10 protein-coding genes and 1 tRNA gene are annotated in these 12303 nt (G+C 40.6%); 7 read left to right on the top strand and 4 right to left on the bottom strand.

Annotation, left to right across the window (positions count from 1 at the left end; all coding sequences use genetic code 11):
• The first annotated feature begins 151 nt into the window (after positions 1–151).
• From lldP to FTU79_RS04655, 7 genes are all read left to right on the top strand, one after another.
• The gene (lldP, locus tag FTU79_RS04685; protein ID WP_180004194.1) at positions 152–1819 is read left to right on the top strand and encodes an L-lactate permease; all 1668 of its coding nucleotides are present in this window, start codon (positions 152–154) and stop codon (positions 1817–1819) included.
• Between the two features lie 32 nt (positions 1820–1851).
• Entirely contained in the window at positions 1852–2595 is a 744-nt protein-coding gene (gene lldR / locus FTU79_RS04680) for a transcriptional regulator LldR (RefSeq protein WP_180049020.1), read from the top strand.
• Between the two features lie 2 nt (positions 2596–2597).
• Entirely contained in the window at positions 2598–3752 is a 1155-nt protein-coding gene (gene lldD / locus FTU79_RS04675) for an FMN-dependent L-lactate dehydrogenase LldD (protein WP_078192909.1), read from the top strand.
• A gap of 323 nt (positions 3753–4075) precedes the next feature.
• Positions 4076–5767, top strand: a complete 1692-nt coding sequence (gene dld / locus FTU79_RS04670; protein ID WP_180049078.1) for a D-lactate dehydrogenase — start codon at positions 4076–4078, stop codon at positions 5765–5767.
• A gap of 182 nt (positions 5768–5949) precedes the next feature.
• Entirely contained in the window at positions 5950–7986 is a 2037-nt protein-coding gene (locus FTU79_RS04665; protein WP_180049019.1) for an NADPH-dependent 2,4-dienoyl-CoA reductase, read from the top strand.
• 87 nt (positions 7987–8073) lie between these two features.
• Positions 8074–8163: transfer RNA gene (locus tag FTU79_RS04660), tRNA-Ser, on the top strand.
• A gap of 704 nt (positions 8164–8867) precedes the next feature.
• Complete coding sequence (locus FTU79_RS04655; protein WP_078189132.1) at positions 8868–9080, top strand: hypothetical protein; 213 nt, start codon at positions 8868–8870, stop codon at positions 9078–9080.
• 58 nt (positions 9081–9138) lie between these two features.
• On the opposite strand, the gene FTU79_RS04650 is transcribed toward FTU79_RS04655, so the two are convergent.
• The 4 genes from FTU79_RS04650 to FTU79_RS04635 form a co-directional block, all read right to left on the bottom strand.
• Positions 9139–9432, bottom strand: coding sequence for a hypothetical protein (locus FTU79_RS04650; RefSeq protein WP_111885765.1), 294 nt, complete (start codon positions 9430–9432; stop codon positions 9139–9141).
• Between the two features lie 166 nt (positions 9433–9598).
• On the bottom strand, positions 9599–9955 hold the full coding sequence (locus tag FTU79_RS04645; RefSeq protein ID WP_180049018.1) for a hypothetical protein: 357 nt from the start codon (positions 9953–9955) through the stop codon (positions 9599–9601).
• Between the two features lie 217 nt (positions 9956–10172).
• Positions 10173–10892, bottom strand: coding sequence for a hypothetical protein (locus FTU79_RS04640; RefSeq protein ID WP_180049017.1), 720 nt, complete (start codon positions 10890–10892; stop codon positions 10173–10175).
• A gap of 88 nt (positions 10893–10980) precedes the next feature.
• Positions 10981–11679 carry a 3'-5' exonuclease gene (locus FTU79_RS04635; RefSeq protein WP_180049016.1) on the bottom strand — a complete coding sequence of 233 codons (699 nt, stop codon included), beginning with the start codon at positions 11677–11679 and terminating at the stop codon, positions 10981–10983.
• Positions 11680–12303: the final 624 nt, after the last annotated feature.

Genomic DNA, 12303 nt, shown 5'->3' with positions numbered 1-12303 from the left:
AATGATTGAGTTGAAATAATTAAAAATTGCGGAGTATTTCAGCAATAGTATGAGTTTTTATGTCTTTGATTTTTATATTGGTCATACCAATGAGAAAAGACCACATGCTGATATTGCTCAATAATTAAATCTTAGTAAGCATTTCAAGGAGATGACAATGCTTCAATGGCAGCAAATATATGACCCAATGGGGAATATATGGATATCAAGTTTAATTGCGCTCATTCCGATTATCTTTTTTTTCTTGGCGCTTGCTGTATTTCGTTTAAAAGGCAGTGTGGCAGGTACGATCACCGTTGTACTGGCACTGTTGGTGTCTTTATTTGCCTATGACATGCCTGCGCTTATGGCATTGGCTTCGATGGTCTACGGTTTCTTCTACGGTTTATGGCCGATTGCATGGATCATTATTGGTGCGGTATTCCTGTATAAAATCTCTGTCAAAACAGGGCAGTTTGACATCATCCGTTCTTCGATTCTTTCGATTACTGAAGATCAACGTTTACAGATGCTGTTAGTCGGCTTTGCTTTCGGTACTTTCCTAGAAGGTGCGGCGGGATTTGGTGCCCCTGTGGCGATTACCGCAGCACTATTGGTAGGTTTAGGCTTTAAACCTTTATATGCGGCAGGTCTTTGTCTGATCGTCAATACTGCGCCAGTGGCTTTCGGTGCGATGGGTATTCCAATTATCGTTGCTGGGCAAGTGTCTGGTGTTGATACGATGGAAATCAGTCAGATGGTTGGTCGACAGCTGCCATTTATGGTGCCGATTGTACTGTTTTGGATTATGGCGATTATGGATGGCTGGCGCGGTGTGAAGGAAACTTGGCCTGCAGTTGTGGTTGGCGCGAGTAGCTTTGCGATTGCACAGTACCTAACCTCGAACTTTGTCGGTCCTGAATTACCAGATATTACCGCGGCGATTGCCTCTTTAGTGTCATTAACGATTTTATTTAAATATTGGCAGCCTAAACATATTTTCCGCTTTGCAGATCAAGATGCGACGATGAGTGAAGATGTGGCTGCACAAAAACAGCAAAAATATAGCTTGGGTCAAATTGCAAAAGCGTGGTCGCCATTTGCGATCTTAACGGTGATGGTCACGATCTGGAGTATTAAACCGTTTAAGGATTTATTTACCAAAGACGGTGCTTTACATGATTTGGTTATTTCGATCAAAGTGCCATTCTTACACCAATTGGTTCAAAAGATGCCGCCAGTCGTACCTGAAATGAAGGACTACGATGCCATCTATAAATTTGATTGGTTTTCGGCAACAGGTACGGCAATTGTCATTGCTGCGATCATTACCATTATTTTCTTAAAAATGAAGCCGAAAGACGCGATTGTGACCTTTGGTGAAACCATTAATGAATTAAAAATTCCAATTTATTCGATTGGGATGGTGTTGTCTTTTGCTTTTATCGCCAACTATTCAGGTATGTCTTCGACCTTGGCTTTGGCCCTTGCACATACAGGCCAAGCCTTTACCTTCTTCTCGCCATTTTTAGGATGGCTTGGTGTATTCCTCACGGGTTCAGATACGTCAGCCAATGCGCTATTTGCAGCATTGCAGGCGACTACTGCACAACAAATCGGTGTGCCAGAAGTATTACTCGTTGCTGCTAATACCAGTGGCGGTGTGACAGGGAAAATGATTTCACCTCAGTCAATTGCAATTGCATGTGCAGCAGTTGGTTTGGTGGGTAAAGAGTCGGATTTATTCCGTTTTACCGTAAAACACAGTATAACGTTCACAATCATGATGGGGATTTTAATCACCCTACAAGCTTATGTGTTCCCTTGGATGATTCCATAACACGCATTGTGTAACAACGTTAAGGAAAGCAGATGAAAGTCTCTGATAAAACTGTTCAAAGTCTTCGTGTATTGATTGAAGAAAGCAATATGCAAGTTGGAGATCGTCTGCCTGCTGAACGGAAACTGTGTGAACAACTTGGCGTCTCACGCACCTCTTTACGCGAAGCGATTTCTCAATTGACCAGCATGGGCGTGTTGGTCAGTAAAGTGGGTGCGGGGACGTTTTTAAAGCAATTACCATCGACTTGGTCGAGCTATCAAATTGTACAACCCATCAGCAGTTTGATTAATGAAGACCCTGCTTATCGTTTTGATGTGCAAGAGGCGCGCATTATTTTAGAAGGTGGAACAACTTGGTATGCGGCACAACGCGCAACCCAAGAAGATCTGGTGAACATTCGACATCATTATGATCAGATTAACCATTTTCAAGCTTTGGGAAATGATGATGAAGCGGCTCGTGCAGATGCGAAATTTCATTTGGCGATTGCTGAAGCATCTCATAATTTGGTCTTGATTCAGATGATGCGCGGTTTGTTCGATTTGTTACAGTTTAACGTCGCTTTGGGACGCCGAAAAGTTTATAGCGAAGCACACCGATTTGATCAATTGCATGATCAGCACTTTCAAGTCATGAATGCAATTGAACGTCGTGATCCTGAAGCTGCACGTAAAGCAGTCTGTGGACACATTGAGTTTGTAGTACAACAGGTGCGTATGATTGATGAAGAAGAAGCTCGACGTCAGCGTGCCAGTCGATTAAACAGGATATAAGCATGATTATTTCTTCTGCCAATGACTACCGTGAAGCGGCACGTCGTCGTTTACCGCCATTTTTATTTCATTACATCGATGGCGGGGCGTATGCCGAATATACCTTAAAGCGTAATGTAGAAGATTTATCAAAAATAGCGTTGCGTCAACGTGTGCTGAATGACATGTCACAGCTGAGTCTAGAAACCCAACTGTTTAATGAAACCTTATCGATGCCTGTGGCTTTATCACCTGTGGGTTTAACCGGGATGTATGCACGTCGTGGTGAAGTTCAAGCAGCCGTTGCCGCAGATAAAAAGGGCATTCCATTTACGCTGTCTACCGTTTCAGTTTGTCCAATTGAAGAAGTGGCGCCAGCGATTCAGCGTCCCATGTGGTTTCAGTTATATGTGCTACGTGACCGTGGCTTTATGAAAAATGCCTTAGAACGTGCCAAAGCAGCAGGCTGTTCAACTCTGGTGTTTACCGTGGATATGCCTGTTCCGGGCGCGCGTTACCGTGATGCACACTCGGGGATGAGCGGCCCAAATGCTGCTATGCGCCGTTATATGCAGTCGTGTTTCCACCCACACTGGGCGTGGAATGTGGGTTTATTAGGTCGTCCGCATGACTTAGGGAATATTTCTAAATACTTGGGCAAACCAACAGGTTTGGAAGATTATATCGGCTGGTTGGGCAATAATTTTGACCCATCAATTTCATGGAAAGACCTTGAGTGGATTCGTGAATTTTGGGATGGCCCGATGGTCATTAAAGGCATACTTGATCCTGAAGATGCCAAAGATGCAGTGCGTTTTGGTGCAGATGGCATTGTGGTGTCAAACCATGGTGGCCGTCAGCTCGATGGGGTTTTATCATCAGCGCGTGCATTACCGCCAATTGCAGATGCAGTAAAAGGCGATATTAAAATTCTTGCGGACTCAGGTATTCGAAATGGTTTAGATGTGGTGCGTATGCTGGCGCTCGGTGCAGACACCTGTATGCTCGGTCGCGCCTTTGTCTATGCTTTGGGTGCTGCGGGTGGTGAAGGTGTTTCCAATCTTCTAGAACTGATTGATAAAGAAATGCGTGTTGCGATGACCTTAACAGGTGCAAAAACCATTGCGGATATTACATCTGATTGTTTGGTGAAGTTAGAGAAAGAGTTGGCTGGGTGATTTTTTGAATAGATCTCTTGGGAAAGTTATTCGTCATCAAAAAAAAAATTAAAAAATGAAAGTTCCCTCTCCTTGTAGGAGAGGGTTAGGGAGAGGTATTTATTGATTAATTCTCCTAACCCTCTTGCGTAGCATTGCTACTCATCCCTAAGGGAGAAGGGATATTCATTATAGATTTTAACAACAATGACTAAAAACTTTTGATATGTGCAAATAAACCTACATTGTTTAAAATTATTTAAATCAATATTTTTTCATTGCACAACAATGCAATTCCTCTTTAGCGAGGAGAGAAAAAATTGAAAATGGAAAATTCTACGAGCATGCAAACTCAATCATCACAAACCATTCAAAACCTTATCAACATCGTCGGTAAGCAACATGTTCTAACTGAAGATAAAGACACACGTTTATACCGCCAAGGTCGCCGTTACGGTGCAGGAAAAGTATTGGCTGTGGTTACACCGGGCTCTTTGCTTGAGCAATGGCAAGTGCTGCAAGCGGCTGTGGATGCAAATTGTATTGTGATTATGCAAGCCGCCAATACAGGTCTGACAGGTGGTTCAACGCCGTTTGGTGATGACTATGACCGTCCTGTGGTGCTGATCAGCACGCGTCGTTTAGTTGGCATCCAAGTGATTAATGAAGGCAAGCAAGTGATTTGTCTACCGGGTGCGACATTAGACAAACTTGAAAAAGATTTGCTGCCATATAATCGTGAACCTCATTCGGTGATTGGTTCTTCGTGTATTGGGGCATCGGTTTTGGGCGGCGTATGCAATAACTCAGGGGGTGCTTTGGTACGCCGCGGTCCTGCCTATACTGAGCTTGCACTGTATGCACAAGTGAATGAGTCAGGTGAGTTAGAGTTGGTCAATCATCTAGGTGTCAATCTTGGCAATACGCCTGAAGAAATCCTCACAGCGTTGGAAAATAAAAATTATCAAATCAATGACATTGTGAATAATTCAAGTTGCTGTGCATCAGATCAACGCTACTCACATGATGTTAAACAAGTCGATGAAAATACACCTGCACGTTTTAATGCAGATCCGAGTCGACTATTTGAAGCATCAGGTTCAGCGGGTAAAGTGTGTGTCTTTGCCGTACGTTTAGATACCTTTGAAAAGATTCCAAGTCAGGTGTTTTATGTAGGAACCAATTCACATGATGATTTGACGGAAATTCGCCGTTTTTTACTAAAAGATTTGCCGCGCTTGCCGATTGCAGGTGAGTACATTCATCGCGTGGCATACGATATTGGGGCTGAATACGGTAAAGATTCTTTTGTATTTATCGAAAAATTTGGCACCGCAAAAGTTCCTGCTGCTTTTGCCATGAAAGATAAAGTCGATGGCTATTTAGAAAAACTGGGTTTGCAAGGTTTTTCGGATAAGGTTTTACAACTCGTCACTAAATTTATGCCGAATCATCTGCCAAAACGTATGAATGAGTTTCGTGATTTATATGAACATCATTTGATGATTCGTATTGAAAATCAGGATGTTGATCAAGTTGATCAGTATTTGAAAAGGTATTTTTTAGATAGAACGTCAGGCAATTATTTTAAATGTACGGATGAAGAAGGACGCAAGGCATTTTTACATCGTTTTGCGGTGGCTGGTGCTGCCATTCGATATCGTGATACGCATCGTTCAGAAGTGGAAGACATTGTTGCATTGGATATTGCATTACGTCGCAATGATCGAGAATGGGTGGAAACTTTACCGAAAGCCATGGATGAGCAAATTATCCATAAACTCTATTATGGACATTTTCTCTGCCATGTGTTTCATCAAGATTATATTGTGAAAAAAGGTGTAGACCCTTTGGCAATGGAACATGCAATGTGGCATTTACTTGATGATCGTGGCGCTGAATATCCTGCAGAACACAATGTTGGACATTTATATGTGGCGAAGCCTGCATTAAAAAATCATTATCAAAAGCTGGATCCAACCAATAGCTTTAATGTCGGGATTGGACAAACCAGTAAGCTGAAACATTGGAAATAATGCTTTTAAAAACGACACGCCGTGATGTGAAACTTCACGGCTTTTTTTATGGTTCGAGGATTTATATATCAGGAGGTATTGACCATAAAGGCGAAGAATATTTTCTAAATTGTCATCCCAAAATATAAAAAAACCGCTAAAGTGTTATGCAACAAGTTGCAAAGCCAAAATAAGGATTCAGCATGACAACGACTAGCTATGCAAATATTTTAAAGCCTTTACATTTGGGTTTTACCACGATTAAAAACCGTGTCGTGATGGGGTCCATGCATAGTGGGCTGGAAGATCGTTTTTATAACTATCCTAAATTGGCAGCTTATTTTGGTGAGCGTGCTAAAGGTGGTGTCGGCCTGATTATTACAGGCGGTATTTCTCCAAACCGCCAAGGTTGGCTGTTACCTGCTGGCGGTACCATGAATACTTTAGGTGATATTGCTCCACATCGCTTGGTGACCCATGCAGTACATAAGCATGGTGCCAAAATTTTAATGCAAATTTTGCATGCTGGGCGTTATGGCTATCAGCCTTTTGCAGTGTCAGCAAGTCCGATTAAATCTCCGATTTCACCTTTTAAACCACGTCAATTAACGGACAAACAAATTCTTTCAACCATTGATGATTATGTCAAAACGGCAAGTCTTGCACATAAGGCCGGCTATGATGGTGTTGAAATTATGGGTTCAGAAGGCTACTTGTTGAATCAGTTTTTAAGCCGTCATGTCAACCAACGGACAGACCGTTGGGGCGGTGAAATTGAAAATCGTATGCGCCTTGCGGTTGATATTGTGAAATCAATACGTGCTGAAGTGGGTGAGAAATTTATTATCTGCTTCCGTTTGTCATTGCTTGATTTGGTTCATGATGGGAACACCATGGCAGAAGTCATTACTGTTGCTAAAGCATTGGAAGCAGCAGGTGTGACGTTGCTGAACACGGGGATTGGCTGGCATGAAGCACGTATTCCGACAATTGTGACCTCAGTGCCTCGCGCAGCGTTTGTGGACTATACCGCTGAAGTCAAAAAACATGTTGCGATCCCTGTCATTGCGTCCAACCGTATCAATATGCCAGATACAGCTGAAGAAATTTTAGCTTCAGGCAAGGCAGATATGGTGCAAATGGCGCGTCCATTCTTGGCAGATCCATTTTGGGTAAATAAAACGGCGACCAACCGTGTCGATGAAATTAATACCTGTATTGCCTGTAACCAAGCCTGCTTAGATCATACTTTTAAAAATCAGCGTGCGACGTGTTTGGTCAACCCACGAGCGGCATATGAAACTGAATTGGTTTATTTAAAGACCAAAAAACCGAAGCGTATTGCAGTCGTCGGTGGTGGCGTGGCAGGCATGTCTGCAGCTACGGTTGCAGCAAGCCGAGGCCATGCGGTGACTTTATTTGAAGCTGGTGCAGAGGTGGGTGGTCAATTTAATTTGGCGAAAGTCGTTCCCGGCAAAGAAGAATTTCACGAAACGATTCGCTACTTTAAAGTTCAAATCGAAAAAACGGGTGTCGATCTGCGTTTAAACACGCGTGTAAACCGTGAACAGCTTGAACGTGAAGGGTTTGAGGAAGTTGTTATTGCAACAGGTGTGGTTCCTCGCAGCTTGAAAATCGAAGGTAGTGATGCACCGAATGTCTTGTCTTATGCAGAAGTGCTGAAAGGCGCAGCTGTGGGGGGGAAAGTTGCTGTGATTGGTGCAGGCGGCATTGGCTTTGATGTATCTGAATTTTTACTCAAACCACCACATCAGCCACAACCAATGCCTTTAGCGGATTGGCAGCGGGAGTGGGGTGTTGATCCAAATCCAAACTACATAACAGAAGGTGGTATGCAGGCTGCTGAGCTCGAACCTCCTGTTCGTGAAATCTACTTATTACAACGTAAAACAACTGCACTTGGTGCTGGGTTAGGTAAAACATCAGGCTGGGTACATCGTGCACAATTAAAGAAAAATGCGGTTCGTATGCTGCGTGGTGTTCAATACAAAGCCATTACTGATGAAGGGCTTTGGGTTGAATATGAAGGGCATGATCAATTATTACGTGTAGATACGATTGTTGTCTGTGCTGGTCAGGAATCGGTAAAGCATTTGATGCCAGAACAGGGTGAGAAAACCCTTGCTAATTACCATCTTATTGGTGGTGCAAAACTAGCAGCAGAGTTAGATGCGAAACGCGCAATACGTGAAGGTGCGGAGCTTGCGGCTAAACTTTAAGGATTTGGCGAAACAATATTCATTTGAATGGTTTAGTTGTAATTTTTACTTGTCAGATGAATAAAACCTCCGTATTATGGCGCACATGGAAGCGTGGCAGAGCGGTTTAATGCACCGGTCTTGAAAACCGACGAGGGCGCGAGTCCTCCGTGAGTTCGAATCTCACCGCTTCCGCCAAATTCAAAAAAGCCCCTGTAGTGATACAAGGGCTTTTTTTTGTCTTAGATTTTAATTTGAGACGGCAATCTTACTTACTAGTATTTTAAGCAATGCTAAAAATGGATATCAGACTTAAAATTCAAGTCAGAAATTAATGCAAGGGTTGTCAAAGGTTGAATTAAAAGTAAGAGAAAAGAATGTTTATAGATTGATAGTGTTGAATTTATTTTTAATGGCCTATTTATTTAAATCTTTCACAAGCATTGGGCAGAGCTATGATCGCTTATTTTGAAAAAATATCAATTGTATTTTATTTGATCAAATGTTTAGAAATGTCACGCCCCCTTGGCAAGGGGTAAAAAAGTGCTATATTGAAATCACAGTAGGTCATAACCAAGACGCTACTAATAGGTTGGACGGATCAATGACAGCTCGTTGAGTTTAGTAATTTTTAAGATGTTTTTGAATATTACAGACAAGAAATCAGCACTAGCCTTCCAACATAGAGCCCGCAGCAATGCGGGCTTTTTAATGTCTTTCAAAATGTGAAAATATAGTGTTTTTGTCAAACAATAATTAAATAGTCAACCTATGTTATTGATATATAGTTACTAAAGTAAAATAAGTTTACATTGCCATGAAATCTAACATTTACAAAGCAAGTTGTTGTGTAAAGATGTGATATAAAAAATGCAATTATTAAAACAAGTAGAGACATTACCATGACACAGATGATTGACATAAAGGTAAAGGACCAATTTAGTCAGGTTTATGAAGCACAAGCTTTGGTGCGTAATCCTTCAGAAGAAGATTCAAGAGCGCTGTTTCATCGCATTGAGCATATCATTATTGCAGGTGAAATCATCCTACCCAGTATCGAATTACTTTTTGAAAGTCAAAAATCGGACAGTATTTACAAGCTTTTAGAAGCTTAAATTGAATGAATAAAAAACTCACCTTAATGGTGAGTTTTTTATTTTTAGAGATTGAAATTTAAGCTGTTTGATCTGCTTTAAATTGATTCAAAATATAAGACAGTAACTGATAGCGCGTCATCGGATTGCTAGAAGACAGTTCAACGTCTTGTTTACGTACTTGGATTTCTTGAGTTAAAACACCAGCTTGAAAACGTTGTACGATCATATGATCTTTTGATACATCATGGTCGGTCAGCACCAGTTTTGGTCCAAGGTGCAAATGTCCAATCGCATCTAGACATTGTTCAAGGCTGCTATATAGGTTGAAAAGGATGAGTGCCTGATCATTAGAATAATTGGCTAAGTTCATTTTTATTATCCATGGTCAAAAATTATTGAGCAGGAATAGTGTATACGAATTGAGCAACATTAATCTGTATGGATTATTTTTCATTTAATGTCTGTCTAGGTGACTTTGGTTAAATCATTGAGACAGCTTAAATCTTTATGAAAAATAAGTTGGAATTCGCTTTAAATTATAGGGGCTTGAATACCAATGGGACATCATAACGGGCAAATTCCTCAATGATACTGTTTAAAACCAATTGAGCTTGAGGTTCCGCTGCTGTAAAGGTGAGTTCTCGGTTGGTTTGGCTGTTGAAGCATTCGACTTGTTCTATACGCCAAATTGTTTCAATGGCGGTATTTTGAATGACCACACGTCGAGGTTGTAATTCATCACTAATTTTTCGTGGCATGACATAGGTAATGGCCAATTGAACATTAGGCAATTCATCTGGTGAGGTTAAGAATGTAAACACCCAATTGCCAATTTTGCTGAGTTGCATTGGATTATCGAAAGAATCAAATTCTAAACAAAATTGTTGTGACATTGACATGCTCAAACGCTGGGAGGTCGGTTTTATTCTTGCGATTTTTTACTGTTGATTGACATTAGGGGAAGGTCGTATAAAACAGTGGTTAAAACCATAAAAGAAATAAGTGAATCGATAAAGTTAATAAAATTCAATTTCTTATATTGATATGTGTGAAGAATAACTCACCTCATTAAGTTGTTTTTTGAATGAGAAGTGAGGAAAAGTCTCTAATTTAAATCAGTTGTTGCAGATTTTTTAGACTGTAATTAATTTGCTGTAATGCATGTTGTAAGAGTTTAGGTTGAATATTGGATTCATTTAGACAGGTGATCCATTGCATCTGACAGGCTTTTAAGTCTGCAATATCCGTGGCCTGTTGAATACTAAGCATTAATTTTTTTGCCATAAGCCCACAATAAAGCTGTAAGTAACTGCACATAAAACTCTGTAACTCATCAAAATCATGCTCGATGAAATCAATGATTTGTTCTGCTAATACAGGGTTGTTTGATGTTATGTTTTCAGGTATGGCTTGATTAAATTGATGGGGTATAAAGCCAATTGCATCCATTGGCAGGGAGTCAGTTATTTCGTGCTGTGAATGAGTATGAGGAACTTCCATCGTTGGCATTGAAATTTTATCAAGTGTGACATTTTCTTGCGCTATGCGATCGGATGTCTTTGTTGACGCTATTGTAGTTGTATTAAGCGCAGAAAAATCTGTGCTTTGAAGGCGTAGATGATCATGTGCTGTAATTGGCTGAATCAGCCCAAGTTCCATCAGTTGCTCGAGTAATGTCGCTTCAGCAATCCGCTGCTGATAATGCACTGGCATCTGGTTAAAGTCATCACTACCAATTAAGAGTAGCAGACGACGTTGTCTAGCATTTAATGCGAGCTGTCGGTCTTTTAAAGTTTGAAAACCCAGCTCAGTTTTTTGATAGTTGAACATGCCTTAATTCCATAGCTCAAAAGAATTAAGGCAATCCTATGCAGTGATAATGACAGTAATATTAAGAAAATATTAAACAATCAATGATTTATAGAGTAATGACAGCAGAGTTTTCTAAAGCTTTGCGTAAATATGGGTCTAAGTCATCTTGACGTAATAGCCATTGCACATAGTCCGCAGGTAATTCTGCAATTGCGGTACCACGGTGTTTACCAAAATTAATACTGCGTGGAATGCGAGCATCTTCCGAAGCTTCATATAATTCTTCGATGCTGTTGATTTTTAAGTGATGGACGATATGCATCAAAATATTGGCAGTTAAAATAATATCCATATCTGCGCGGTGAGCTTTACGGATCATTTCACGGGCTTTTTCACTGCCTTTGGTGATCATATAAATCAAGGCAGAAATATTATGTGCTTCTGCATCAGGCCAAACTCGACGAGCAAGGGCAAGGGTACAAATGGCTTTGATTTTTGAACCATCTACACCGCATTTTTCAAGCGCGCGAATATCATAGTCAATATTATGCCCAATGATGTATGTCGTCTCAGTTGGGAGCTCAAAACTGCTGTAGTGGGGCTGACCTTCAAGATCTGATTCTAAAATATGATGTACAGCCATTGCTGCAAAAGAAATCGCTTCATCACAACGATAAAGTTGATCAAAAATTTTAGATTTATCTAAAGTAATTTTAGCATCTGCCACCTGAATTGGAGCATAGGCAATCTCGATGGGTTGTCCATTTAGTGTATGGGTTTCTGTGTCGAGAATGATGGCTTGCATGTCCAGTTCCAGCATGTTGAATAATGTTTATGAATGTACATGATCACATCCACACTGACAAACCCATGCTGTGATTATTTGTAGGAATATTATGAAGATGGCTGCGCAGTGTTTAAATAATCTGCTTTTATCGCATCTGCCGAAATAAAACCTTTACAGCGGGATAAAGCTAAACCATCTTCTAAATCGACTTATTTTAAAGGCTTTTGCCCATCGTGATATCCAAAAATGTCGCTAAGTGGATTAAGCACTAGAGTATGTTCACGATCAATGGCATGGTGGTTTTTCGGCTTTACTTTTGTGCATATGATTGTGTAGTTGGCAGGGGGGACAGCATTTTTGTTGATTTTACATTTTGCTTTAACCTCCGAAAAATAGCCCAATCTGTATCCAATGATCAGAAATATAAGTTTATCCATTTTTCTGAGATCGGGGTGGCTGATGTATTTGAATGCTATTAATATATATCGAGCTAAAACAAAGTTTTAGTTCTATATTAACCCGAATCGCGGATAAGAAATAAACTTGAAAATAAGAAGACTAGAGCCATCAGTTGAGTTACCACACAAAACTCACAACTCTAGTCCTAATGTTCAATAGTACCGAATTATTCTGCGTAATTGA

This window comes from Acinetobacter sp. YH12144, assembly GCF_013418345.1.
Lineage (GTDB): Bacteria > Pseudomonadota > Gammaproteobacteria > Pseudomonadales > Moraxellaceae > Acinetobacter > Acinetobacter amyesii.
Note: the sequence above shows the minus strand (reverse complement) of the source record. Positions and strands in the feature narration are given on the sequence as shown.

Bases quoted from the DNA above. Each gene is read 5' to 3' on its own strand.
- FTU79_RS04655 (WP_078189132.1), top strand. From the start codon at position 8,868: ATGACACAGATGATTGACATAAAGGTAAAGGACCAATTTAGTCAGGTT.
- FTU79_RS04640 (WP_180049017.1), bottom strand. From the start codon at position 10,892: ATGTTCAACTATCAAAAAACTGAGCTGGGTTTTCAAACTTTAAAAGAC.
- FTU79_RS04650 (WP_111885765.1), bottom strand. From the start codon at position 9,432: ATGAACTTAGCCAATTATTCTAATGATCAGGCACTCATCCTTTTCAAC.
- FTU79_RS04645 (WP_180049018.1), bottom strand. From the start codon at position 9,955: ATGTCACAACAATTTTGTTTAGAATTTGATTCTTTCGATAATCCAATG.
- lldP (WP_180004194.1), top strand. From the start codon at position 152: ATGACAATGCTTCAATGGCAGCAAATATATGACCCAATGGGGAATATA.
- FTU79_RS04635 (WP_180049016.1), bottom strand. From the start codon at position 11,679: ATGCAAGCCATCATTCTCGACACAGAAACCCATACACTAAATGGACAA.
- FTU79_RS04665 (WP_180049019.1), top strand. From the start codon at position 5,950: ATGACAACGACTAGCTATGCAAATATTTTAAAGCCTTTACATTTGGGT.
- lldR (WP_180049020.1), top strand. From the start codon at position 1,852: ATGAAAGTCTCTGATAAAACTGTTCAAAGTCTTCGTGTATTGATTGAA.
- dld (WP_180049078.1), top strand. From the start codon at position 4,076: ATGCAAACTCAATCATCACAAACCATTCAAAACCTTATCAACATCGTC.
- lldD (WP_078192909.1), top strand. From the start codon at position 2,598: ATGATTATTTCTTCTGCCAATGACTACCGTGAAGCGGCACGTCGTCGT.